This is a genomic window from Winogradskyella aurantiaca, from assembly GCF_003362725.1.
Taxonomy (GTDB): Bacteria; Bacteroidota; Bacteroidia; order Flavobacteriales; family Flavobacteriaceae; genus Winogradskyella_A; species Winogradskyella_A aurantiaca.
The window spans coordinates 313,593-338,285 of sequence record NZ_QKTV01000002.1 but is presented as its reverse complement, the minus strand read 5'-3'; the positions used below and the strand labels follow the sequence as shown (position 1 = coordinate 338,285).

Annotated in this window: 22 protein-coding genes; 16 read left to right on the top strand and 6 right to left on the bottom strand. The window is 35.3% G+C overall.

What is annotated here, in order from left to right; all coding sequences use genetic code 11:
• The first annotated feature begins 10 nt into the window (after positions 1-10).
• The 6 genes from DN064_RS05710 (at position 11) to DN064_RS05685 (ending at position 6,519) form a co-directional block, all read left to right on the top strand.
• On the top strand, positions 11-964 hold the full coding sequence (locus tag DN064_RS05710; RefSeq protein ID WP_115461664.1) for a glycosyltransferase family 2 protein: 954 nt from the start codon (positions 11-13) through the stop codon (positions 962-964).
• Entirely contained in the window at positions 961-1,914 is a 954-nt protein-coding gene (locus tag DN064_RS05705) for a FemAB family protein (RefSeq protein ID WP_115461663.1), read from the top strand. Before DN064_RS05710 ends, DN064_RS05705 begins: the two co-directional genes overlap by 4 nt.
• On the top strand, positions 1,911-3,011 hold the full coding sequence (locus DN064_RS05700) for a DegT/DnrJ/EryC1/StrS family aminotransferase (protein WP_115461662.1): 1,101 nt from the start codon (positions 1,911-1,913) through the stop codon (positions 3,009-3,011). The genes DN064_RS05705 and DN064_RS05700 overlap by 4 nt, the downstream gene beginning before the upstream one ends.
• A complete protein-coding gene (locus tag DN064_RS05695) occupies positions 3,012-4,313 on the top strand; it encodes an O-antigen translocase (RefSeq protein WP_115461661.1) in 1,302 nt (433 codons plus the stop codon). It begins immediately after the preceding gene.
• Between the two features lie 5 nt (positions 4,314-4,318).
• Positions 4,319-5,614: an O-antigen translocase gene (locus DN064_RS05690; protein ID WP_115461660.1), complete on the top strand. Its 1,296-nt coding sequence runs from the start codon at positions 4,319-4,321 to the stop codon at positions 5,612-5,614.
• Positions 5,615-5,688: 74 nt separating this feature from the next.
• Positions 5,689-6,519 (top strand): phytanoyl-CoA dioxygenase family protein, encoded by an 831-nt coding sequence (locus DN064_RS05685; protein WP_115461659.1) that lies wholly within the window; start codon positions 5,689-5,691, stop codon positions 6,517-6,519.
• Here the strand turns inward: DN064_RS05685 and DN064_RS05680 are convergent.
• Entirely contained in the window at positions 6,516-7,649 is a 1,134-nt protein-coding gene (locus tag DN064_RS05680) for a glycosyltransferase (protein ID WP_115461658.1), read from the bottom strand. The genes DN064_RS05685 and DN064_RS05680 overlap by 4 nt on opposite strands.
• A 105-nt stretch (positions 7,650-7,754) precedes the next feature.
• Between DN064_RS05680 and DN064_RS05675 the strand changes: the two genes are divergently transcribed.
• Together DN064_RS05675 and DN064_RS05670 are read left to right on the top strand one after the other, a co-directional pair.
• On the top strand, positions 7,755-8,849 hold the full coding sequence (locus DN064_RS05675) for a glycosyltransferase (RefSeq protein WP_115461657.1): 1,095 nt from the start codon (positions 7,755-7,757) through the stop codon (positions 8,847-8,849).
• Positions 8,825-9,262 (top strand): sugar 3,4-ketoisomerase, encoded by a 438-nt coding sequence (locus DN064_RS05670; RefSeq protein ID WP_115461656.1) that lies wholly within the window; start codon positions 8,825-8,827, stop codon positions 9,260-9,262. The genes DN064_RS05675 and DN064_RS05670 overlap by 25 nt, the downstream gene beginning before the upstream one ends.
• Here the strand turns inward: DN064_RS05670 and DN064_RS05665 are convergent.
• Together DN064_RS05665 and DN064_RS05660 are read right to left on the bottom strand one after the other, a co-directional pair.
• Positions 9,242-10,183 (bottom strand): glycosyltransferase family 2 protein, encoded by a 942-nt coding sequence (locus DN064_RS05665; RefSeq protein ID WP_115461655.1) that lies wholly within the window; start codon positions 10,181-10,183, stop codon positions 9,242-9,244. The two genes, DN064_RS05670 and DN064_RS05665, sit on opposite strands and share 21 nt — an antisense overlap.
• A 1-nt stretch (position 10,184) precedes the next feature.
• The gene (locus DN064_RS05660; protein ID WP_115461654.1) at positions 10,185-11,456 is read right to left on the bottom strand and encodes a capsular polysaccharide export protein, LipB/KpsS family; all 1,272 of its coding nucleotides are present in this window, start codon (positions 11,454-11,456) and stop codon (positions 10,185-10,187) included.
• Between the two features lie 82 nt (positions 11,457-11,538).
• Here DN064_RS05660 and DN064_RS05655 point away from each other — a divergent pair, with 82 nt between their 5' ends.
• Positions 11,539-12,354 carry a 2OG-Fe(II) oxygenase gene (locus DN064_RS05655; protein WP_115461653.1) on the top strand — a complete coding sequence of 272 codons (816 nt, stop codon included), beginning with the start codon at positions 11,539-11,541 and terminating at the stop codon, positions 12,352-12,354.
• On the opposite strand, the gene DN064_RS05650 is transcribed toward DN064_RS05655, so the two are convergent.
• Complete coding sequence (locus DN064_RS05650; protein ID WP_115461652.1) at positions 12,351-13,034, bottom strand: cell division ATP-binding protein FtsE; 684 nt, start codon at positions 13,032-13,034, stop codon at positions 12,351-12,353. The two genes, DN064_RS05655 and DN064_RS05650, sit on opposite strands and share 4 nt — an antisense overlap.
• 229 nt (positions 13,035-13,263) lie before the next feature.
• On the opposite strand from DN064_RS05650, the gene DN064_RS05645 reads away from it, so the two are divergent.
• Together DN064_RS05645 and DN064_RS05640 are read left to right on the top strand one after the other, a co-directional pair.
• Positions 13,264-16,281 carry a tetratricopeptide repeat protein gene (locus DN064_RS05645; RefSeq protein WP_115461651.1) on the top strand — a complete coding sequence of 1,006 codons (3,018 nt, stop codon included), beginning with the start codon at positions 13,264-13,266 and terminating at the stop codon, positions 16,279-16,281.
• A 24-nt stretch (positions 16,282-16,305) separates the two neighbouring features.
• Positions 16,306-18,033 carry a porin family protein gene (locus DN064_RS05640; RefSeq protein ID WP_115461650.1) on the top strand — a complete coding sequence of 576 codons (1,728 nt, stop codon included), beginning with the start codon at positions 16,306-16,308 and terminating at the stop codon, positions 18,031-18,033.
• A 15-nt stretch (positions 18,034-18,048) separates the two neighbouring features.
• Here the strand turns inward: DN064_RS05640 and DN064_RS05635 are convergent, their stop codons facing one another.
• A complete protein-coding gene (locus tag DN064_RS05635; protein WP_115461649.1) occupies positions 18,049-18,759 on the bottom strand; it encodes a class I SAM-dependent methyltransferase in 711 nt (236 codons plus the stop codon).
• Positions 18,760-18,820: 61 nt separating this feature from the next.
• Between DN064_RS05635 and DN064_RS05630 the strand changes: the two genes are divergently transcribed.
• The 3 genes from DN064_RS05630 to DN064_RS05620 are packed head-to-tail and all read left to right on the top strand — an operon-like array spanning position 18,821 to position 21,069.
• Complete coding sequence (locus DN064_RS05630; RefSeq protein WP_115461648.1) at positions 18,821-19,315, top strand: YkgJ family cysteine cluster protein; 495 nt, start codon at positions 18,821-18,823, stop codon at positions 19,313-19,315.
• The gene (locus tag DN064_RS05625; protein ID WP_115461647.1) at positions 19,312-20,226 is read left to right on the top strand and encodes a hypothetical protein; all 915 of its coding nucleotides are present in this window, start codon (positions 19,312-19,314) and stop codon (positions 20,224-20,226) included. Before DN064_RS05630 ends, DN064_RS05625 begins: the two co-directional genes overlap by 4 nt.
• Positions 20,227-21,069 (top strand): sterol desaturase family protein, encoded by an 843-nt coding sequence (locus tag DN064_RS05620; RefSeq protein ID WP_115461646.1) that lies wholly within the window; start codon positions 20,227-20,229, stop codon positions 21,067-21,069.
• A gap of 47 nt (positions 21,070-21,116) precedes the next feature.
• On the opposite strand, the gene DN064_RS05615 is transcribed toward DN064_RS05620, so the two are convergent.
• Positions 21,117-22,346 carry an exo-beta-N-acetylmuramidase NamZ family protein gene (locus DN064_RS05615; RefSeq protein ID WP_115461753.1) on the bottom strand — a complete coding sequence of 410 codons (1,230 nt, stop codon included), beginning with the start codon at positions 22,344-22,346 and terminating at the stop codon, positions 21,117-21,119.
• A gap of 9 nt (positions 22,347-22,355) precedes the next feature.
• On the opposite strand from DN064_RS05615, the gene DN064_RS05610 reads away from it, so the two are divergent.
• The gene (locus DN064_RS05610; protein WP_115461645.1) at positions 22,356-23,588 is read left to right on the top strand and encodes an ABC transporter permease; all 1,233 of its coding nucleotides are present in this window, start codon (positions 22,356-22,358) and stop codon (positions 23,586-23,588) included.
• Between the two features lie 102 nt (positions 23,589-23,690).
• Positions 23,691-24,671: a PLP-dependent cysteine synthase family protein gene (locus tag DN064_RS05605; protein ID WP_115461644.1), complete on the top strand. Its 981-nt coding sequence runs from the start codon at positions 23,691-23,693 to the stop codon at positions 24,669-24,671.
• The last annotated feature ends 22 nt before the right edge of the window (positions 24,672-24,693 follow it).

Below are 24,693 nucleotides of genomic sequence, written 5' to 3'. Positions count from 1 at the left end.
TGTAAAGTCCATGTCTAAAGATCTTGCTGTTGTAATTCCTGTCTATAACGAGAAAGACAATCTTGAAGAGTTAATTGAACGAATTGAAGCGACTCTCAATAAAATAACGTCCAGTTATGAAATTATATTTGTTAATGACGGAAGTACTGATAATTCAATATCAGTAATACATGGCATTTCAGAAAATAAAACTAAGGTCTTCTATGTTAATTTGACAAGGAATTATGGGCATCAGGTGGCTGTATCAGCTGGTCTTCTGTATACCAATGCGAAAGCCGTGGTAATTATTGATGCAGACCTTCAGGACCCACCAGAATTAATAATTGAACTTTATGCGCAGTTTAATCAGGGGTTTGATGTGGTTAATGCCAAACGAAAAGACCGTAAAGGTGAATCGCTTATAAAAAAAGGAACGGCAAAGCTATACTATCGTTTGCTCAAGCGATTGGTCTCGTTTGAGATTCCTCTTGACACCGGTGATTACAGACTAATAAGTAGGAAAGTAGTTGATGCTCTTAATACGATGCCTGAACAAAATAAATACTTACGGGGGCAGATTGCTTGGTTAGGGTTTAAAACAAGTAGTGTCTTGTATGAAAGAGATTCTAGGAAACACGGTAAAAGTGGATACACTTATAGTAAGATGTTTAAATTAGCTATAGATGGAATTACTGGTTACTCCGATAGGCCTTTATGGCTGGTTAGTCGCATGGGTTTTATTATTGCCTTGTTATCCTTCCTGTTTATAATATATGCCATATTCGCCTATTTTGTCCTAGAAGCTACTATTACAGGATGGACATCCATAATTGTGAGTGCCACCTTTTTAGGGGGAATTCAGTTGTTTTCAATTGGTATTATAGGCGAATACATAGCACGAATCAATACCAACGTGAAGCGACGCCCTCTGTATATGGTTGAGTCTACAAATTTAGAGTCGCAAAAACATAAAAGTCTTTTGTGATCGAAAAGCTTGAGATTAGACTATACCAGGCTAGAGATGAATCCAATTGGAATCTGTTTGTTACTACCGAAGATGTTCCAAACCTTCTCTTCAAGCGTTCTTTTATGACTTATCACGCGGATCGCTTTGAGGATTATTCGCTAGTGGTTTATGATGGTGAGGATCTGATGGCCATTTGTCCGGCACATAAAGTAGAGGCTGAATTACGAAGCCACTGGGGACTAACATATGGGGGACTTCACTTTAGTAAAAATTTGAGCGCGGTAGAATTAAGGTCTATTTGGTCAAAAATAAAGGCCTATTTAAATCAACAAGGATTTTCATCTATTATGGTGAAACAAGTCCCCGGATTTTATTTGGGAGATCAAACGATTACTCAAGAGAATCTGTTTTATTCCAATTGGCAAATGGTTCATTCAGAACCTGTTTTTGCTATTGATTACAGTAAAGCACTGAATATTCATAAGACCAAACTGAAGCATTACAGGCGTAATCAGAATTCAAATTTTGAAATAGAAAGGACCAATAATTTTTCAGAATTTTGGGAGAATGTTTTAATTCCTAGACTAACTTCAAGACATGGAGTTACCCCGGTCCATAGTTTGTCTGAGATTAGTATGTTGGCGTTGAGATTTCCAGATAACATTATTCAATACAATCTTAGACTTGAAAATGAAATCCTTGCAGGAATTACGCTTTTCGATAAAGGCAAGGTTATTAAGAGTCAATATGGGGCCACAACTGATAAAGGTGAAAAACTTAGGGCATTGGAGTTTCTGTTTATCCACTTAATATATAAATACCAACAACTTGACAAGTCCTTTTTTTCAATGGGTACCATTGGCGATAAACGTTTCGCTGAAGGTTTTAATCCTGGATTAAAAAAACAAAAGGAAGAACTTGGTTGTGAAGAGTTTCATCAACATTTTTTTACTTTTGATTTATCATGATCCCCTTTTTAGATCTTAAGAAATTAAACCAAAGATTTCAGACTGAATTTGAAACTCAGTTTCAATCCTTTCTTCAAAATGGTACCTACATAAAAGGTGATCGAGTAGCTGAGTTTGAGCGGTTATTTGCGGCTTATTGTGGAAGTCAATATTGTATTGGTACCGCTAATGGACTGGATGCCCTTACCTTAATTTTAAAAGGCTATATGCATCTTGGTAAATTACAGAAGGGGGACCAAGTACTTGTGCCTTCAAATACTTTTATTGCAAGTATTTTATCAATTATTAATGCTGGCTTAAAACCCGTTTTAGTAGAACCTAATGAAACCTCCTTTAATATTGATATCTCAGGAATTGAATCACATTATTCTCAAAATATTAAGGCCATTATTGTGGTTCACCTGTACGGGCAATTAGTTGAAATGGATCCAGTTAAAAGCTTTTGTAAAGAGCACAATCTCTTATTAATTGAAGATGCTGCTCAGGCTCATGGAGCTGAGAATGACAAAGGCGAAAAAGCTGGTAGTCTGGGTAATGCTGCGGCCTTTAGTTTTTATCCTGCTAAAAATCTTGGTGCACTCGGTGATGGTGGTGCGGTTACCACCAATGACAAAGACTTGGCAGAAGCAATACAATTGTTAGGGAATTATGGAAGTTCTCAGAAGTATAAATTTGGAGCGATCGGTATTAATAGTCGATTAGATGAAATTCAAGCGGCATGGTTGACTATTAAACTAAGACGGTTGGATGCAGATAATGCTTTAAGACGCAATATTGCGAATCAATATGCAACTCAAATTAATAACCCTAAAATTACTCTGCCAAACTATTCAGGGAGCCTGGATCATGTGTTTTACGTTTATGTGGTAAGAGTTAAGGATAGAGACGATTTTATTAAATATCTGAAAATAAATGGTGTAGGGTCGCATGTTCATTATCCGGTGTCCCCAAATTTGCAAAATGCCTTAAAGTCACATAAATTTGGTTCGTATCCCGTTTCGGAACGGATTCACAATTCTGTTGTTAGCATCCCCCTCAATCCTATTTTAACAGATCACGAAGTCAAACACATAGTTGATGTTTTAAACGCCTACTAATTGAGATCTTTTCTTAAGTACATTAATGATCATGTGCTGCATAAAGCAGTCAGATTAAATCTAACCAACCTTTCAATAAAGGTTCTGGCAGGTGCGGTAATTACAAAGATGATTGCAGTATTTATCGGTGCTGAAGGAATGGCGCTTATTGGAAATTTGAGAAATTTTTCAACAGCAGTTCATTCTGTCTCTATTGGTGGTATGTATAAAGGTGTTGTCAAGTATATCAGTCGTTACAGAGAGGATGCGAAACAACTAGGTGAGATTATTTCAACCACCTATTTTGTTGGCTTTGTATTAACCTTCTTTTCAGCATTTGTCTGCTACTATAATGCCGAAGCCATAAGTAGGTTTTTGTTTTCCAACGCCTATCACTATGCTTACATCATAAAGATCATGGGTCTTCTCTTACCATTCTATTCATTAAATATGCTGAGTTTTTCAATTATGAATGGTTTTTCCAAGTTCAAAATCTTAATAATTATCAATATTATTGGACAAATCCTGGGATTATTAGTAACTCTTGTTTTAATATGGCAGGATAAGTTGGAGGGAGCCCTTATATCAATAGTAATAACGCCAGCATTGGTGTTTTTAATAACCTTAGTTGGGATATTATGGAGACGTAGCTTAATAGGGTTGATAAAGTTTAAAGATGTTACTATAAGTGCTTTTAAACAATTGGCGCCTCACACTATTGTGGCAATTCTAACCTCAATTTCTATTCCTTTTGTTCTTATTTTAATTAGAAACTATATCATGACAGAGATAGGAGTGAAAGAAGCTGGCTACTGGCAAGCTGTAAATAGAATTTCTGATTACTATTTGATGTTTGTCAACTCGTTAATGGTGTTGTATGTGTTTCCTAGATTAAACGCAGTAAATGACACAGCGACATTCAGAGCTGAGATTTATAAGTTCTACAAGTCTGTGGTGCCTTATTTTGCGGGTATTCTTATTCTTATTTTCTTATTTAGAACTCAAATAATAAGCCTGCTGTTGACCGATGAATTTTTACCGGCAGAAGACTTATTTATTTGGCAATTATTAGGTGATTTTATTAAGGTCATGGCTATGGTGATTGCATTACAGTTTTTGGCTAAGCGCATGTTTACACATTTTATAATTCTCCAAATATTTTTGTTTGTGATATTATATACCAGTAGTATATACTTTCTAGATGTTTTTGGGTTAACTGGAGCAGTAATTGCACATTGCGTTAGCTATAGTCTGTATTTTGTTATTATTTTATTACTTTTTGCTAGCTCTTTATTTGGGGTTATATCCGATCAACCAGAATAATCATTTTGAAGTTACCTAAGTTTCTCAACTCAAATCTCATTCTTAAGATTACTTCGGTGAATTCAACCGTAATTGTCATACGTCTTGTCATTGCTTTATTTGTACAACGGATTTTGGCTGAAATGGTAGGTCAACCTGGAATTGCCAAGGTAGGGAAGTTGAGGAATGTTCTTGCTATGCTTAGTAGTATATCAACTTTAGGAGTTTCAAGTGGAATTATAAAATATATTGCCGAGTATAAGTCCGATGAATCCTCGTTAAACAAATTGTTTTCGGGGGTGTTTATTTTGGGATCAATTGGAACCATCTTATCCTCTGCTTTATTGTTTTTGTTTTCAGAGACTATTTCCGTTTATCTGTTTGGTAATCCTTCTTTCGAAGTTATTATTTTATTATTGGCGGCACTGGTTCCCTTTGTTGCGATGCATCGTATTTTCAATTCTGTAATTAGTGGTCTATCTGATTATAAAAGTTATGCCAAGGCAGATCTTTTTGCCTATGTGATAGGTGTTGTATTACTTTTAACGGGACTCTATTTTAAAAATTTAAAAGGGGCTTTATTTGGTATTGCATTGATCCCTTTGGTTCAATGGACGATGCTTCTTTTAGTTTTTGGAAAAATCCTTAAATCTTATTTGAAGTTTAAAGAGTTAAACTGGTCTACCGATTTTGTGAGGTTATTACTAGTTTTCTCTTTGATGTCATTCGTTTCTACTTTTTTAATTAATACTGTAGAATTAGACATTATTACTCAAATAGAAAATAGAATTAGTGAGAATGACGCCGGAAATTGGACAGCCATGGTAAACATCTCCAAAAACTACATGGCCTTTGCAACAGGATTATACTCGCTTTATGTATTACCAAGATTTTCAACTATTAAGACTGAAATCGAATTTAAAAAGGAGTTAGTACATATTTATAAATCTATTTTACCTTTTTTTGGATTAGGAATGATCCTTGTCTATTTATTTCGAGAATTTATAATTGCTTTGGTCTATCCTGATTTTGTTGGAATGGAGTCATTATTTAAGTGGCAACTAATGGGGGATTTTGTAAAATTGTGTTCTGTGGTCATGGCTCATCAATTTTTGGCTAAAAAACTAGTGAGAAATTTCATTTTCTCTGAATTGTTGTCCTTGGCGTTATTCTATCTTTTGACTAAGATTTTTATCACTTCTTACGGCGTTGAAGGAGTTGTATTGGCACATTTAGTTCGATACGTGATATACTTTGTGGTTGTTGCCATTTTAATAAAAAGGTATTTTTCAAATTTAAATTCGAGGAGTAATAATCTGTAATTATGTATTTGGAATAGTAACCAATTAGTTTTTTAAATTCATTTACGTTAGAAACGGTACAACAACTTTGCTTCATGCTAAAAAAATGCAAACTAACTATTGACGATCAACCTTTTGAATTTGAAGTAGAAGGTGATTTTTTTTGGGGAAAGCCCGAGTTACTTTATCCTTTGGAAAATAATATTCTCTCTAATGTTCCCTGGGAACGACATGGTTATGCTTGTGTTGATGCTCTAAATAATTTTGAGATAGGTAGGTTAAAAAAATCTGTCAAAGACCTCATATTAGAGGCAATGCACAGAAATAATATTAAAGTTGATGCTGATTTTGAACTTAGAAACTACCACAAATATGCCACTTCAGATCAAGAGCATAGCAATGTGATTTCTATTACTAGGAACCTACAAGTGTCGGACTTTGATTTTGACATAGATAATTTGGCGAAACGATTTAGTAAAATATTGGGATGGCCCTTAACGTCTTGGGTAGAAGAGTTAAATAAGTCCCATGTTCAAATAAGGATAAGCCGACCAAATTCTTTGGACATCAATCCACCTCATAGAGACGGATACCTCAGTTATTGGGCAGATATAGTTAATGTTTGGCTACCAATTGAAGGTTGTAATAACAAGTCTTCTTTACCCGTATTTCCTGGAAGTCATCTAGTATCTGAAGATGAAATATTTAGAACTGAGAGTAAAGGAGCAACGATAAAGGGTAACGTTTACTATGTGCCGTGTATTATAGAAACGAAACAGGGAATTATTAATATGATTAGGCCTAATCCAAAAGAGGGACAAGCCCTCTTGTTTTCACCATATTTGATTCATGGTGCTGCTGTCAATCAAAATAAAGATATCACAAGGATATCTTTAGAGTTACGATTTCCTAAAGCTAACTCTTAGGACCATTTGATTAAATATTGTTTAGCACATTCTATATAGTCATGATGTTTCTCAACAAACTCTCTGGCATTTTTCGAAATTTCAATTATTTTTTTGGGATTTAAAATCAGCCACTCTAATTTATTAGCAATTATAGTGGCATCGGGCAATGCATTTATAGCAATGGTATCCTCTTCAATACGGTAATACTCTAACCATTCCTTTTCAGCCCCGGAAAAAACAACCTTTCCTTTAGCCATGGCTTCAAGAGCATTAAATCCTTGGTCATACGCATAAACCTGATCCATTAAAATATGGCACTTATTGAAAGCCTTTACGTATTCTTTATAAGGTAAATTATGAGTGGTAATAATCTCAACCTTATCTTCTAATTTGGACTTAATAGTTTCTAATGCTTCTTCGAAAATATCATTCCCTTTTTTATAATAGTTAAAGGTATTAATGCCATGGAAAATTACAACTTTATCTTCAATAATTGGTTCAGTAAAGGCCAAGGTATCTGTATTAATGGCATGTGGAATCATACCGAGGTACTTTTTGTACCCCTGCAGTGGAAGATGATAGTCTAGATCGTTAGAAATAACACCTTTTATTTTATTAAAAATATGATCATGCAGTTTTTTATGTTCTGGTGTTAAATAACTTAAGGCCGGAGAAAAGTCTCGTTTTGAACCCTTTCCTTCAAAATATGCCGTTAATACTGAATATCTAAAATCTTTATCAAAGGCGTATTTGACACTTGGATAATCTAATCCTGTTGAAAGTAGGTATGGAGATGAATTCCATTTGACTAGCAAATCAAATATTTCTTTCTGGTAGTTTCGATTAAAATCAAAGGGGGCTTCATTAATAAATTGTATCACATCATAGCCTGATAATAAACTCTCTTTTGACTTGATTTGTTTAATTATAGAAATTGCCGAAATATCAAAATTAAGAAACCTAATTATCGCCGACCTAATCTTCTTTAGAAAGGGGTTTCGGTATGGATCCTTTAGTTCAATATCAACATCAACTTTTTTAAAGCCATCTCTGGTACTTACCAAAATTGAATCATGTCCTAGGATTTTTAGACCTTCTCGAATATTCCAATGGGTTCTGTTGAATTCACCAAACAATAATACTTTCATGAAATAAATTAGCTGGATTATTAAGGCTTAGATTAGAAATAGCTATATGCTTCAGCGAATAAGAAATTTGATCTAATTATTGATATATTTAGTCCCATTCAGTTCATGCAAAATACGTACAAAAAAAGAATCTGTATAATTACACGTTCATTAAGTGAAGGTGGTGCAGATCGTGTTGCCTCGATTCAATCTTTTCTGTTTAGTAGCCTAGGACATCAAGTTTATTTGGTTACTGTATTAAATAGTATTGCTTATCCTTATCAGGGGACTCTTCTGAATTTGGGTAAAATGAAAGAGAAAAATGACAACGCTTTAGGGAGAATACAGCGATTACTTAAACTCAAGAGTTTTCTAAAATCAAATAAAATTGATGTTGTTATTGATCACAGGGTAAGGATTAAATCCATTTCTGAGTATATCATCTCTGGTTGGGTTTATCCTAGAGATGCTATATATATGGTCCATAACAGTACTATAGAGCGCTATTTTCCTTCTTCAAAACTCATAACTAGATTAATTTATGGAAACCAAGCTAAAATTGTCTGTGTCTCTGATGCAATAGCAAATAAGGTTCGAATTAAGTATAAGTTTAATAACATTCAAACCATCTACAATGCTATAGACTTTAATTACATTAATAAATTGAGTCAAGAACCATGTTCCATTGAAGGTCCATTCATTTTTTGGTACGGAAGACTTGAGAATGAACAAAAGAACATAGTTTTATTGCTAAAGGCTTACAATCAGTCAAGTCTTCCTGACAAAAAAATAAAGTTAGTATTAATGGGCTCTGGTAAGGATTTGCAATTAATTAAGAGGACTATAAATAATCTGAACCTTAATTCTAATGCCACATTGCTTCCTTTCTCTGAGAATCCCTTCCCCTTATTAAGAAAGTCTATATTTACTGTGATATCTAGCAACTATGAAGGTTTTCCAATGACCATTCTAGAATCCCTTGCTTGTGGAATTCCTGTGGTAAGTGTGCGGTATAAAAACTATGAGGACAGTATACTTAAACATAGATTCAATGGTGTTGTCACAGAACCTAATTCCTCGCAAGCATTGTCTGAGGGTATGGAACAATTTGTTGATGATAAAAAGTTATACCTTCGTTGTTGTAACAATGCTGTTGGAAGTGTTGAACCATTTAGAATTGAAAACATTTCAAAACAATGGGAAATTCTGATTCAAAATTGAAGTATCAAACCACAATAACTGAAGTAAGTATAATTGAGATTCCAAGGGTGCATGACGAGCGAGGTATTCTAGCCGTTGTTGAAGGCGATTCCATCCCATTTGATATTAAGCGGATTTATTATTTATATGATATTCCTTCAGATGCTTATAGAGGTGGTCATGCGCATAAGGAATTGTATCAACTAATAGTTCCTTTATCTGGAAGCTTTGATGTGAAAATTAATGACGGAAGGAATAATAGAGTTTTTAGCTTGAATAAACCACACAAGGCTCTTTTAATTGTCCCTGGTATATGGCGGGAAATTGATAATTTTTCTTCTGGAAGTGTGTGTCTAGTATTGGCTTCAAATGTTTATGATGAATCCGATTACATCCGAAATTTTGAGGATTTTTTAGCTTTTAAAATGCTTTAAGTACCAACTGTTTTTTAGTAGAAATGGTCTAGCTTTGTTGAGTAGTCTCAGGATAATCCTCGGTGTTTTGAGAAGTAGATTTTGTTTAAAGTTTAGGTTCTCTTTTGAAATATCACTCCTGACTTTATGGAAAATTTCTGTTTCACCATTTATTTTTGTGCGTAATGCAAGTCCGTATCTTTTGATGTCTAGGTATTGTTTCAGGCTTCGATTTAGTTTTTCGTCGTCTTTAAATGAACTGAAAAGTTTAAGCCTAACTAAGTTTTGTTCAGACTTGCCTAGACTATGCTCCAAGGCGTAGTTATAAATCATAGTTTTCTTGGGATTAAATATGAGTGGCTCTTTTAATCCAATCCTAATCCACAGATCTAAATCCTGACCAGTTGTATATTCAGGATTAAATTGACCATATTTAAAGAAGGCCTCCCTATTAAGGCAGGCGGCTGAAGTCCATATGATGTTGTTATGCAAACTTGAACCAAAAAGATCTTGAATAACAATGGGCTTATCATTTGTACTGTTTATATCAATCTTAGCTGGTGCAGAATAGCTGTCACTATACTTGATCCAGTAATTATTTGCTAAGAAATTAGATTTAGGGTAGACCTTGATGCTTTCCGCTAAGCAATGTAAATGGTCCTTTTTCCAAACGTCATCAGCATCTAAAAAAGCTAAATAAATTCCGCTGGCCTTAGCTGATGCATTATTTCTTGCCAAACTAACTCCTTGATTTTTCTGGTCTATAATTTGAATTTTATCTGACTGAATCGATTTGACTTTGCATAAACTATTATCTGTTGAACCATCATTTGTTATGATAACCTCAAAATCATTAAAGGACTGATTAAGAACGCTTTGTAAGCAATCTTCAATGTAGGATTCCTTATTGTACAACGGTATAATTACAGAGAAAAAGGGCATATTATTTTTTGAGGATTAAATCTCGGACAATTATTTTAGAGGCTATTAGATATTTATCTGAAATCCCCCCTTCAATTAAAACAGAGTTGAACAATAAATCCTTGAATTTGTCTATCGACTTCTTATTTGGGATATAAGACAAACTATTAAGTAATAGTTTTTTTAGTTCTGTTTGATTCTTTAGTTTCAAACATATCTGATTGTTGTCATAAAAGGCATTGCCTAGAACCACTGTGGTTTTATACAAACATATAGATTCAAAACCAACCGTCGAATTATTAACAAGTACAACCGTCGATTCTGAAATTGCATTGTTTAAATCTGAATGGTTTTCAATTTCGATACTGTGCTGTTTAATGTAATTATAAAATTCCTTGTGGTATTTACCTAAGAATAATGGGTGTTCTCGTACAACTAAGTAAGAATTACTTGGTAAATGTTGATGTACTTGTTTCAATATATCTACGTGTGATTGAAAGTGGGGGCTGTGTATTATGGAATTAACATCAGCAGGTATCTGGCATACAAGAAGAAATCGATTGCCCGCCTTCAAGTTTATAGGTGTCATCTGCTTACTCAATCTAAAACTATTGACATCTGTGTATTTTAAATCAGGTGGATAAATTCTGGTTTTTTCAAGAGAATACATGAATGCCATATCTATAAATCTGTATAGAGGTGATCGTCGATATTTAACCGATATTATTTTTTTTTGCGAATTAAAGGTTGAGGTATTCATCATAGATTGATTGCGCATGCTCAAATTAGCATTCACTCCCTTTTTATCATAAAACGTTCTGCTAAATGGTCCCTGTTCAATATACCTAATCTCAATGTCTCTAGCTTTGGCGAGAGCTACGGCAATTTGTATACACATTTTTGTATCCCCAATACAAATGATGTAGTCCGGATTGAATTGGGCAAAAGATTGATCTACAATGTCTATATATGCGAATGCTTGTAAAGAAAGTTGTTTTACCGAGTTGCTTGATGAAAGGAGTGTATGATAAGAAATAACTTCTTCTATGGTTACACCTTTATAAGTTCGGGTTGTTTCATATAACCTTGAGTAATGACGCCTTTTCTTGAGAGCCAGAAACCATGATTCAAGGGAGATGCACTTGCTATATTTGAATCGCAGTAATGTATAAAGAAAACCACTAAGATGAATTGAGAAAATTCGAAGTTGTCCATTGTTTGTCATTAACTCTTTACCTATGTCCAAGTAAAACCTCGAAAATTTATCTAAAGTGCCAAAACAAATAACCTTCATAAAACTTTAGTGGTACTTTTCACCATGATAAATGTAATATATTTATTCCCTAATCAATCTGCATTATCATATTTGATGAATCATGAATAGAATAGAAATAGCCAATTTAATTCTAGCCGAAATAAACAGCAACCGAGATAAACTGAAATCCAGTTTTTCTGCTTCAAAAGAAAAGATTGGATATTTTTATATAGACGATTTACTTCCACAGGAATTGGCTTCTGAGTTGGCATTGGTTTTTCCAAAAACCAAGGATATGAGAAGGCTCAAGAGTATCCGAGAATACAAGTACATCTCAGCTCAAATGAATGAGCATCATCCCTTACTTGAGGAGACTATTTACGCTTTTCAGGACAAACGCATTGTAGATCTTATTGGAAACATATGTGGAATAGATTCCCTCTATCCGGACGGCTTATTATATGCTGGGGGCCTATCCTCAATGGGTAAAGATAATTTTCTAAACCCCCACCTTGATAACTCTCATGACGCTGAACGAGAGCGTTGGCGTGTTTTAAATCTACTTTTTTATGTTTCTAAGGATTGGAGACTAAACAACGGAGGCCATCTCGAACTTTGGCCAAATGGACCTAAAAAGGAGTCTATTGTTATTGAAAGTAGATTTAATCGATTGGTTGTTATGGCCACCCATCAATTTTCCTGGCATTCGGTTAATAAAGTAAATGTTAACGAATCTCGAAATTGTATTTCAAATTACTATTTCAGTGAAGAACCATTGAAATCTGATGATAGGTTTCATGTGACTAAATATCGCGGACGACCCAATCAATTTTTTCTAAATGCGATTTTGGATTTTGATGCGTTCGCAAGAATGACCCTTAGAAAACTTTTCAGGAAAGGAATTCGCAAAAACCCACATATTTACAAGAAAGGCTAGTTAGATTTCCGCTGTACCACTTCAAATAGCTTATTCTCGTGACACTTAAGTGTTTTGCTAGGATATTTAAGCAATAAGGCATAGTCATGAGTAGCCATTAATATGGTGTTCCCATTCTTATTGAGATCTTGTAAGACTTCCATAACTTCAATACTGGTCTGAGGATCTAAATTACCGGTAGGCTCATCTGCTAGTATGAGTTTGGGCTCATTAAGTAAGGCCCTTGCGATTGCGATACGCTGTTGTTCTCCACCAGATAATTCATGTGGAAATTTAAATCCTTTTGTCTTCATTCCAACTTTATCAAGAACCATTTCAATGCGTTCTTTGATGTCTTTTGCATCTTTCCAGCCTGTTGCTTTAAGCACAAATTCAAGATTGCCGTTAACGGTTCGATCGGGTAATAATTTAAAATCTTGAAACACGATACCTAACTTTCTTCTTAAGAAGGGAATGTCTCTTTCTTTTAAGTTATGCAGTTCATAATCAACAATTTCTCCTTCTCCTTCTTCCAAATCTAAATCTCCATACAACGTTTTTAAAAGACTACTTTTTCCACTTCCTGTTTTTCCAATGAGATACACAAATTCCCCTTCTAGCATCTCAAATGAAACATTTGATAATACCATATTGCCGCCTTGAGAAATATTGACGTTAGATAACTTAAGGATGGTTTTCATTTTAGTTTGTTCTAGTCTTTGGGTAAAAGTATTATTTAAAAAATCAAAATCAAATTAGCTAGTTAATAACGCACATACAATTCTGGTATTGTAACATGTTGCTCATAAAGAAGTCGTTTAGATATATTGATAAATCCGTTTATAATTATAATGGAATTGTATCGTTATAGGTATGGCATTAGGTTATATTTGATGCCATTATCATCATCAAAAAATCGACTCTACTACAATGCGATTAAATTTTTCAATCTTCCTTGCACTGCTCATTTCGCTTAGTGTGATAGATGCCCAGGAATCTGCTATTTATACCAGTCATCTCAAAGATTATCAAAAGGCAATAACTCTTTACAATAACAATCAGTATAAAGCAGCACAATCACTTTTTCAAAGTATTGGAGATGGATCCTCAGATCGTCAGGTGAAATCGGAATGTGCCTATTACGTTGCTAATTGCGCTGTTAGGTTAAACCAAAGAAATGCGGATGACTTGATCGAGGGGTTTGTTGAAAACTATCCTACAAGTACCAAACGCAATATGGCGTTTATGGATGTTGCCAACTATTACTTTCAAAACTCTCAATATACATATGCAAAGAAATGGTTTGACAAAGTTGATGAACTCAGTATTGACAGGAGGGAGATTGATAAGTTTTATTTTGAGTATGGGTATAGTTTATATAAGACTGGAGATGAGCGCAAAGCTAATAAGTACTTAAAACGGGTTTCAGATTCGCAATTATATGGCTCTCAAGCTAAATACTATTTAGGCTACATGGCTTATGAAGGTGATGACTATGAATCAGCCTCTGATTATTTTGACCAGGTAAGTGGAGATAGAAAGTATCAACAGAAATTAGCCTATTATCAGGCCGATTTAAATTTTAAATTAGGTAAGTTCCAAGAGGCCATAGACCTAGTTTTACCGCAGCTTAATACTAGAGATAAACGACAACTGTCGGAGTTGAATAAAATAATTGGGGAGAGTTACTTTAATCTTGAGAAATATGAAGAAGCGATACCCTATTTACAGTCATATGAAGGGAAGAAAGGACAATGGAATAATACGGATTTTTATCAACTGGGTTATGCCTATTACAAACAAAAGGACTACGAAAGTGCCGTTAATGAATTTAATAAAATAATTGACGGTCGCAATTCAGTTGCCCAAAACGCGTATTACCACTTAGGTGAAAGTTATATCAACTTAGATAAAAAGTCTGAGGCATTAAACGCGTTTAGAAATGCAGCGCAAATGGATTTTGACCTGAAGATCAAGGAAGATGCTTGGTTGAATTATGCAAAGCTCAGCTATGACATTGGTAACCCATACCAATCCGTACCACAAGTATTAACCCAGTATTTGGATCAGTATCCTGATTCTTCATTTTTTTCAGAAATTGAAGTGCTTTTAATAGACTCTTATATTTCTTCTAAGAATTACGAAGAGGCATTAGTCTTGTTAAAGGGCAAATCTGGTTTTGAGAATAAGCTTGCTTATCAGAAGGCAGCGTTTTATCGAGGGCTGGAATTGTATAATGAGCTTAATTTTTCAGTCGCTCGAGATTTCTTCAAAAAATCCTTAAGCGAACCTCGTGATCCCATCATTAATGTAAGAGCAACCTTTTGGTTGGCTGAGACAGATTATAATTTATCAGACTTTAATGAAGCCTTAATTGGATTTAAGCAGTTTTCAGGAATGTCTTCGTCCCCTTCAACAGAAGAGTTTCAAGGATTAAATTATCATATTGCCTACACCTATTTTAAGTTAAAAGATTATGAAAATGCAACAATGTATTTCCAAAAATACCTCGAGCAGAATGATGACAACCAAATGCGCCGAGGCGATGCCTTTCTTCGATTAGGGGATGGCTATTTTGTAACCAGTAATTATAGCAAAGCAATTGATGCTTATAATGAATCCACTTCGTTCAGAGATGTAGAATCGGACTATGCCGCTTTTCAGAGTGCTATGAGTTATGGCTATATGGGTGATATCGATACCAAGACTCGGTCTTTAGAGCAGTTTGCCAATAGATACAAGAATTCTGCCCTTAGAGACGATGCTTTTTATGAATTGGGAAACACCTACGTGAAATCAAATGAGATTCCTCAAGCATTAAGCAATTATGAGAAACTCATTGATCAATACCCTAATAGTGTGTTTGTTCCTAAGGCTCTTTTGCGTCAAGGTCTGGTGTTCTATAATTCAAGTCAAAACGATAAAGCTCTGAGCCAGTTTAAGTCCGTAGCTGAAAACTATCCACGGTCAGAGGAGGCGGTTCAGGCTGTTGCTACAGCTAGGTTGATCTATATTGATATTGGGCAGGTAGATGATTACGCTAGATGGGTTAGGAGATTGGATTTTGTTGAGGTAACGGATGCGGAATTAGATAATACCAGTTATCTGGCCGCTGAGAAGCAATATATTGATGGCAATACAGATAAGGCCATCAAACAATTTAATAGCTATTTGAATTCTTTTCCTGAAGGAATCCATGCTCTGAAATCACATTTTTACTTAGCTCAGATGTATTATCAAAAGGACCTACCTGATAGTGCTCTAGAGTATTTTGAGTATGTTGTAAATGCACCAAAGAATGAATATTCAGAACAGTCCGCAGTACGCTTGGGTGAGATCTTATTAAATAACAAAAACTGGGATGCAGCTTTACCAGTGTTAGAAAACTTAGAAAAAAATGCAGACTATCCGCAGAATATCCAGTTTGCCAAGTCCAATCTGATGAAAGTGTATTACCAGATGGAAAATTTTAGCCTTTCTAAAACTTATGCCTCGCAATTAATGAATTCAACGAAGGACGAGCAGATTAAACGTGATGCCCAAATAATCTTGGCGCGTTCTTCTATGCAATTGGGTGATGAAGATACTGCAGCTGTTGTTTATAAAGCACTTGCCAAATCATCAAGTGGTAGTATTGCCGCAGAATCACTTTATTTTAAAGCCTATTTTGAAAATAAATCAAATGACCATGAAGCATCAAATAAAACGCTACAAGGTCTTATAAAAGATTATAGCAGCTATAAAGAATTTAGTGCCAAAGGCTTGGTTGTCATGGCAAAGAATTATGCTGCCCTAAATGATGCATTCCAGGCAACCTACATTCTTGAGAGTGTTTTAGAGAATTTTCAGGATTTTCCTGAAGTAACAGGTCAGGCAAAACAAGAATTAACGCTTATCAAATCAGAACAGTCAAAAACAAATTCATCAATCGAAACAGGAGAGAACTAGTTGATTTCCTAAAACCCAAATTCAATGAAGTTTAATTTTTATAGAGTTGTCCTGCTATTTTTGTGCGTCGTCCAGTTTTCTTGGTCGCAAGAACGCACAAAGGATAGTATTGAAGATCAGGTGGTAAATGTGGTAAAACCATACCAACCTACAATTTCAGATGCTTTTAAGGTTAAAGAGATTCCGGTCTTGAACGACTCCAACACCATTCAAAAGAAGTCTGTTAAATACAACATATTCAGTATTCCAGTGGCCTCAACATTCACGCCTGCCAAAGGAAGGGCTGCCAATGTTGATAAGCAAAAGCGTCCAAAGTTATTTGATAACTATGCCTCTCTTGGATTAGGAACCTTTAGAACCTTTTTGGGAGAGGTCTATTTAAGTCATGAATTACGAAATGAGCAAGTTATTGGTGGTTATTTTGGGCATCACAGCTCCTTAGGACAGATAGAAGGTGTAAGACTGGATAATAGTTTCTCAAAAACTCAGGCCAATGTTGATTTTTCGCAGAATAATGATGATTTGTCCTGGAAGGTTGATTTAGGTTATGACTTTTCATACTACAACTGGTATGGTCTTCCTGATATGATTTACTCAGATGAAGAGGTTAATTCTATAAATCCAAAACATAGCTTCAATACCTTTAGAGCAGGAGGACAGTTGCAATTTGATGAGAGTTTTTTTAATTCTGTTGACATCAGTTTTAAACGTTTCTCGGATTCTTATAGTTCAGGTGAGAACATTTTTAAGGCTGCATTTGATTTTGATATTCCATTAAGAACAAATCAACTAGAGAATAGTATTTGGGTGGATTATATCAATGGCGCTTTCAATCGAAATTACTTTACTGAAGAGACCATTAATTATGGATTTGTCAATGTTGGCTTGGGTACAAGTTATATCTTGACTGAAGATGATTTAACGGTAAATCTTGGAGTAAGATTAGTGTATTTAAACGACATCGAATTGGGAGAAAATAAATTTTACATCTATCCTAATATTGAAGCGACCTACCGTTTAGTGAGTGATGTGGTTATAGCGTTTGGTGGCATTACTGGAGATTTAAACCAAAACTCCTATCATGGATTTGCCAGTGAAAACCCTTTTGTTTCACCAACACTATTAGTGGCACCAACAGACCAGCAATACAATGCGTTTCTTGGTATTAAGGGGAAATTGTCTAATGATATAGGCTATAGCATCAAGGGTGGTTATATGAATGAGGCTAACAAACCCTTGTATATACTGAACCCGGCATTGACTTTTGCAGAGGAGAATTACCAATTTGGTAATTCATTTGGGGTGGTGTATGATGAGGTTACGACTGTATCTATTCAAGGGGAATTAAATGTAGATGTCAGTCGAAATTTTACTTTAGGATTAAAGGGTGCTTATTTTAATTATAATACAAAAGAGCAGAAAGAAGCCTGGAACTTGCCAGATTTTACGTCCTCTCTTTTTATTGATTATCAAATTTCAGAGCAATGGTTTACGGGGGTGAGCGCCTTCTTTGTTGGAGAACGAAAAGATCAGTTTGAAGCCATAGGATCTTTTGTTGAAATTGAACCAGAAACAGTGGTCCTTGACAGCTATTTTGACATCAACGCTCATCTTGGATACCGTATCAATAGTCAGTTTTCTATGTTTGCCAAGGTGAACAATATTGCCAATCAAAGTTACGAGCGATGGTTGAATTTTCCTGTTCAGGGCATACAGTTTGTTGCTGGAGCTACCTACCAGTTCGATTTTTAGATTCCAACTTGGCGTTTAATCCATTATTGGAGTGATCCGTGCCAGGTAATCGTAATGTGGTCCGTCCATAATTTTTTCACAAAACAATCCTACAATATGGCATGCTTGCTTGAGACGTTCAAAATCCAGATATAACCACTTCATAGCAAGTGCTTCCTCGCCTTTATAGGAAATGAAGTAGTCAAGGTCACCATAATACTTATTCTGAACATCTAGCCAGGTACCACCATCTTCATCTTGGTACATATACACAATATCAGATGAATCTATAAGAATCTGGCCACCAGGATTTAATAGTGATTTCAAATGCTTTAGATGGTCCGTTACCTGATGCAGTTCTTTAAAGATACCTGAGCCATTCATTAATAAAATTATAGTGTCAAAGCGTTCTATTTCATCCAATAGACTTAAACATTCGCAGTTAATAAGTCCTCTATATCTAGCAACTTTTATGGCACCTTCAGATATATCAATACCCTTGACTTTTATCCCCTTATTTTGTAGCCATAATGAATGAGAGCCAGATCCACAACCTACGTCCAATGTAGTGCCTTTACAGACCTTTAAGGCTTCTTGTTCGATGCTAGGCATTTGGTCAAAATCACGAAATAAGTAGCTTACTGGCAAAACATCCTTGTCAGAAATTGATGTCCATGTCATAATATCTTCTGGAGAGTTCTGGTTGTAATAATCTAGTAGGGCTTGTCCAAAAAGATCTCTATTCATGGATTTAAATTATAAATAGTTAGGACGTTCACAATTCAAGCGTTCTTTGTAATTTTATAACATGCAAGATCAAATTGCGAACCTGCCTAAATTAGCCAAAGATAAGTATAAGGAGAACAAGGTTTTTTTCAATAAATTGAGGAAAAAGCCACCCAAGCAATTGGATTACGTTATGCAAGAACTTCACTATAATGAGTTCGAACGTACGGATTGCCTCGACTGCGCTAATTGTTGCAAAACAACTGGTCCACTATTTACTGGTAAGGATATCTCAAGAATTGCGAAATTTTTCAAGATGAAGGATCAAAAGTTCATTGAAACCTATTTACGAGTTGATGAGGACGGTGATCATGTTTTAAAATCTGTTCCATGTACGTTTTTGGGGCATGATAATTGCTGTAGCATTTACGAAGTTAGACCAAAGGCCTGCCGGGAGTTTCCACACACCGACAGGAAGAAGTTTCAGCAAATTTCAAATTTAACTTTAAAGAATGTTGCTATTTGCCCTGCTGCATTCAATATTGTAGAAGAAATGAAACGCAGGATAAACGTATGAGAGACCTGTCAAAAATTATAGTATTTGTATTCGTACTAGCTCTATTTAGTATTCCAAAAGTTAAAGCACAGGAGTGGATGAAATCTCTTGATGTAGCAAAAAGGCTGGCCGTGACACAAAATAAAATGCTATTTGTCATGTGGGAAGAGGCCACCCAGTACGAATTACCGGTATTTATAAAAGATCAGAATGGAAGAACCATTTTTATCAAAGATTTACTTTTAAGTGAAGAAATAAACGAGATTATTTGGGACATGTTTGTTCCAGTATTGTTGAATGAAACCTCCTATGACGATATGTATGCTCAGATAAAAGATAAACGTTCCTATGGTTATCTGCAGTTATTTCGTGATGATTCTATTAAAATAATGGACGCTGGTGGGAACATTCTCAATACAGCCTATGTCAATTATAACTATTTTAACTTTCAGGATTTTGTCAATAAGTATGCTCTAAATACTAAAATGTTGGACCAGGAACTGCGGAATTATGATCGTAAAAAAGACTTTTATTCGGCCTTCTACCTTGGGGCTAAGTATATAGATTTTTCCATATACAGTTCTGAAGAAATAAGGCCTGAAATTATAGAACTGTCCAATATATATTTAGATGAAGCTGAGACATTTTTAGAAAATATCAACGAAGCTGATAAAACGAATCTCGAAATACGTTGCGAATTAGTTAGAATCAAACAGGAACTTGTTTTAAATAACCCTCGCAAGGTATTGAGACGACTTAAAAGACTCGATAGCGATAACATGTCTTCTGCAAATAAAAAATTAAGAGCATTCTTATACTTTACGTCCTATAAGCTCCTTAATGATGTAGAGAATGTTCAGGAATGGAAAACAGAAGTATCTTTAGTAAATATGAAAGAGGCGAATTTCATTTATAAAAATTTGAGAAACTAAGTGGAAAACATAATTGAATATTTCAGGACAATACCATCATTGCACAGAAGCATATTATTAGTTGGAGGTATTACATTTTTTTGGTTGTTAGAAGGTGCCATTCCATTATTTAAATTTAATTACAAGAAATGGCGTCATGCTCTACCTAACTTCTTTTTCACCTTTACCACCATAGTAATCAATTTTGGACTGGCATTTTTGTTATTAAAGACGGCTGATTGGGTGGAGGCGAATAATTTTGGGATCATTAACTGGTTGCCAGCTATGCCCCTTTGGCTTTATGCTTTAGTAGGTGTTTTATTACTTGATTTTTTTGGAGCCTATTTGGCCCATCTAGTAGAACATCGGGTGAAACCTTTGTGGATGGTACATTTAGTACATCATACAGATCACAAAGTAGATACCACTACTGGTAACAGGCACCACCCTCTTGAGAGTGTTATTCGATTTACGTTTACACTTTTGGGAGTGTTTATCGTGGGAACTCCTATTGCTTTGGTCTTCTTATATCAATCATTATCAGTGATCTTTACACAATTGACACACGCTAACATAAGAATGCCAAAATCTGTGGATAAGGCCATTAGCTATGTGTTTGTGTCGCCAGATATGCATAAGATACATCACCATTACAGGTTACCCTATACAGATGCCAATTACGGTAATATTTTTAGCATTTGGGATCGCTTATTAGGGACTTATATGTATTTGGACAGAGAAAAGATTGTCTATGGGGTTGACGTATTTCCTGATGAGGTAAAAAACAGTAATGTTGTAGATCTATTAAAGCAACCTTTTCAAAAGTATGACCGACCAACCTTATCGGCTGATTCTGATAATTAAAAGTCACAATCGTATAAAACAACTTATATTGGTTTTGTGAAATTACCTTAAGGGTACAAAAGATATTTTTTTCTTTTGATCTTAAATTGTTCAAGATCTCTGGTCCAACTCAATCTAATTTCTTTTTCGCTCAATCCACTTTCAATTTGTTTTTGAAGCTTTTCAGTGCCCGCATGAGCTGTGAAATTTGAGGTGTTGAAAAATTTGCTCTTGTCGGTACAATTATCATAAGCTTCCAATAGGAATCTCAATGAAAAACCTCTTTCAAAAACTCTCGTAGATAAGTCGTCACCATAACAAACTTCATTTTTGTGTTTCGGATACTTAGACCCGAAATTTGGTACTGGAGTATAGCTAAAACTATAGTGATTTTCATCTAGAAATGGTGCCCCATACCTTTGAAATTGAAACTCGGTTCCTCGACCAGCATTAATATTAGTACCTTCAAATAAACCTAAGCTTGGATATAGTTTTATGGATTGGTCATTAGGTAAATTAGGCGATGGTCTTATCGGTAGACTGTAATGACTTTGGTGTTGATAATTTGCAATTGGTACAACGGTGATATCACACTTAATTCCATTAGACAGCCATTCTTCGCCATTAATCATCTGTGCATATTCACCAATGGTCATGCCATGAACTAATGGTATTGGATGCATACCCAAAAAACTACTGTGTTCCTCTTCCAATACAGGCCCATCTACATAATTACCGTTGGGATTTGGTCTGTCTAATACAATTACGGGAATTTTATGTTCGGCACAGGCCTCCATAACATAGTGAAGGGTTGAGATATAGGTATAAAACCGTGCGCCTACATCCTGAATATCAAAAACAACAACATCAATCCCTTTTAAACTTTCAGAATTTGGTTTTTTGTTTTTTCCATGCAATGAGACAATAGGCAAACCTGTTTTAGTATCAAAGCCATCTTCAACAAGTTCCCCAGCATCGGCTTTCCCTCTAAATCCATGTTCAGGCGCAAATACTTTTTTTAAGTTGATATTGGAAGCAATTAAAGAATCTACTAAGTGAGTATAGTGTTTCTGTGATTCTTTAAAAACGACACTCGTTTGGTTGGCCACCAAAGCCACAGACTTATTTTCTATTAAGGGTAAATAGAGTTCGGTACGATTAGCACCAACTATTAATTCACTAATACTGTCTTTTGATACTTGTATTTTATTTACAGCACCTAGATTAATACTATCCTTGCATGAAATTGAGGTTAAGAAAATAAATAAAACAGTATTTTTGAGCAACTTAAAAGTCATCTGAGAAGTTTGAATTTCGAACGCTTTATAGCACAACGCATAATTGGTAGCAAAACGTATAAAAATAGTGTTTCGGGGCCAATAATTAAAATAGGAATTGTTGCGATTGCTATAGGGATAATTGTAATGTTAGTAGCAACAGCTACGGGTTTTGGACTTCAAAAGAAAATAAGGGAAAAAGTTGTGGCATTTAATGGGCATGTCATCATAAATAATTTTGATGCTAATGCTTCAGACGAGTCTCAAGTACCAATTTCACTGGAACAAGATTTTTATCCGGAATTCAAATCCGTTGATGGTATAGAACACATACAAGGTGTTGCTACCAAGTTCGGTGTTATTAGAACTCTTGATGGATTTGAAGGTGCTATAGCCAAAGGAGTTGGGAAAGATTTTAGATGGACAAGTTTTCAAGAATTTTTAGTTGAGGGTAGGTTACCGGTTTATGAGGATAAAATCAACAATGAAACCCTGATCTCTAGTTATTTGGCTAACAGAATGGAGTTTAAAGTTGGTGATAAGTTTCAAATGCTATTTGGTGAAGATTTAGACAGACCACCGCGAATACGAAGTTTTGAAATAGTTGGAATCTATAATTCAGGATTTCAGGAACTTGACGAAAAATATTGCCTGGTCGATTTAAGACATATTCAGCGATTGAATCGATGGGATTCGGATCAGGTTGGTGGTTTCGAAGTGTTTATAAGTAGCTACAATGAGTTGGTGGAAAAAGGTGATGAAATATATGCTGAAATTCCCTCCACTCTAAATGCTACCACAGTGTCGGACAAGTACTTCGTCATTTTCGAGTGGATAAAGATTTTTGATAACAACATTTATGCGATTATTGCCATAATGATTCTTGTTGCAGGGATAAACATGATTACGGCACTTTTAGTCCTTATACTTGAACGAACTCAGATGATAGGTATCCTTAAAGCTCTTGGACACTCCGACTGGGGAATACGAAAGGTCTTTCTTTATAATGCAGCCTATCTCATTGGTCTTGGATTACTGTGGGGTAATATTATTGGTCTTGGACTATTGTTCATTCAGAAATATTTTAAATTATTTCCTTTGAATCCAGATAACTACTATGTCACAGAAGCACCAGTTTATTTGAGCCTTGATTATGTGCTTTACTTAAACCTTGGAACATTTTGTCTTTGCTTATTTATGTTGATTGTGCCTAGTGTAATTGTAACCCGTATATCACCAGTTAAAGCCATTAGATTTGACTAAGGTTATATTGCCGTTAATTACCACCAAAATCCTCCAAGGCTCATTTATTTAAACTAAATTTGCAGCGTTTTTTAATGCCCAAAGGCTAGTAAAGAAAAGAGATTGGAATACGCAGAAAATATATTAGGAACTATTGGTAATACCCCACTGGTTAAGATTAATAAACTAACCGAGGATTTACCATGTTTGGTGTTGGCAAAGTATGAAACCTTTAATCCCGGGAATTCTGTTAAGGATCGTATGGCTTTGCAGATGGTTGAAGATGCTGAAGAAGATGGGCGTTTGCAACCTGGTGGAACCATAATTGAAGGCACCTCTGGAAATACCGGAATGGGCCTGGCTTTAGCGGCAATTGTTAAGGGCTATAAGTGCATTTTTGTAACTACTGACAAGCAATCCAAAGAGAAGGTAGATATACTAAAGGCCTTAGGTGCTGAGGTAGTTGTGTGCCCAACAGATGTACATCCTGAAGATCCAAGAAGCTACTATTCAGTCTCCAAACGTCTTGGCGAAGAAACCCCAAATTCATGGTATGTTAATCAATATGACAATCCAAGTAATACCAAAGGTCATTTTAAAACAACAGGACCCGAAATCTGGGAACAAACAGATGGTAAAGTGACGCATTTTATTGTTGGAGTTGGAACTGGAGGAACTATTTCAGGGGTTGGTACTTACTTAAAAATGAAGAATCCTAACGTTAAAATATGGGGGGTGGACACCTATGGTTCTGTATTTAAGAAATACCACGAGACAGGTATTTTCGACGAAAATGAAATTTATCCTTATATCACAGAAGGGATAGGTGAAGATATATTACCAGCAAATGTGAACTTTGATGTTATAGATGGCTTTACCAAGGTTACCGATAAAGATGCTGCTGTCTATACGCAGAAACTAGCGAAAGAAGAAGGTATGTTCTTGGGTAACTCGGCTGGTGCAGCTATAAAAGGGGTATTACAACTCAAGGAGCATTTTAAGCCTGAAGATGTGGTGGTGGTGCTTTTTCACGATCACGGAAGTCGCTATGTTGGCAAAATGTTTAATGATGACTGGATGAAAGCTCAGGGCTTCATAGAATAGCATCTAAGTCTCTCATATTTAG

Bases quoted from the DNA above. Each gene is read 5' to 3' on its own strand.
- DN064_RS05710 (WP_115461664.1), top strand. From the start codon at position 11: ATGTCTAAAGATCTTGCTGTTGTAATTCCTGTCTATAACGAGAAAGAC.
- DN064_RS05700 (WP_115461662.1), top strand. From the start codon at position 1,911: ATGATCCCCTTTTTAGATCTTAAGAAATTAAACCAAAGATTTCAGACT.
- DN064_RS05685 (WP_115461659.1), top strand. From the start codon at position 5,689: ATGCTAAAAAAATGCAAACTAACTATTGACGATCAACCTTTTGAATTT.
- DN064_RS05680 (WP_115461658.1), bottom strand. From the start codon at position 7,649: ATGAAAGTATTATTGTTTGGTGAATTCAACAGAACCCATTGGAATATT.
- DN064_RS05675 (WP_115461657.1), top strand. From the start codon at position 7,755: ATGCAAAATACGTACAAAAAAAGAATCTGTATAATTACACGTTCATTA.
- DN064_RS05670 (WP_115461656.1), top strand. From the start codon at position 8,825: ATGGGAAATTCTGATTCAAAATTGAAGTATCAAACCACAATAACTGAA.
- DN064_RS05665 (WP_115461655.1), bottom strand. From the start codon at position 10,183: ATGCCCTTTTTCTCTGTAATTATACCGTTGTACAATAAGGAATCCTAC.
- DN064_RS05660 (WP_115461654.1), bottom strand. From the start codon at position 11,456: ATGAAGGTTATTTGTTTTGGCACTTTAGATAAATTTTCGAGGTTTTAC.
- DN064_RS05655 (WP_115461653.1), top strand. From the start codon at position 11,539: ATGAATAGAATAGAAATAGCCAATTTAATTCTAGCCGAAATAAACAGC.
- DN064_RS05650 (WP_115461652.1), bottom strand. From the start codon at position 13,034: ATGAAAACCATCCTTAAGTTATCTAACGTCAATATTTCTCAAGGCGGC.
- DN064_RS05645 (WP_115461651.1), top strand. From the start codon at position 13,264: ATGCGATTAAATTTTTCAATCTTCCTTGCACTGCTCATTTCGCTTAGT.
- DN064_RS05640 (WP_115461650.1), top strand. From the start codon at position 16,306: ATGAAGTTTAATTTTTATAGAGTTGTCCTGCTATTTTTGTGCGTCGTC.
- DN064_RS05635 (WP_115461649.1), bottom strand. From the start codon at position 18,759: ATGAATAGAGATCTTTTTGGACAAGCCCTACTAGATTATTACAACCAG.
- DN064_RS05630 (WP_115461648.1), top strand. From the start codon at position 18,821: ATGCAAGATCAAATTGCGAACCTGCCTAAATTAGCCAAAGATAAGTAT.
- DN064_RS05625 (WP_115461647.1), top strand. From the start codon at position 19,312: ATGAGAGACCTGTCAAAAATTATAGTATTTGTATTCGTACTAGCTCTA.
- DN064_RS05615 (WP_115461753.1), bottom strand. From the start codon at position 22,346: ATGACTTTTAAGTTGCTCAAAAATACTGTTTTATTTATTTTCTTAACC.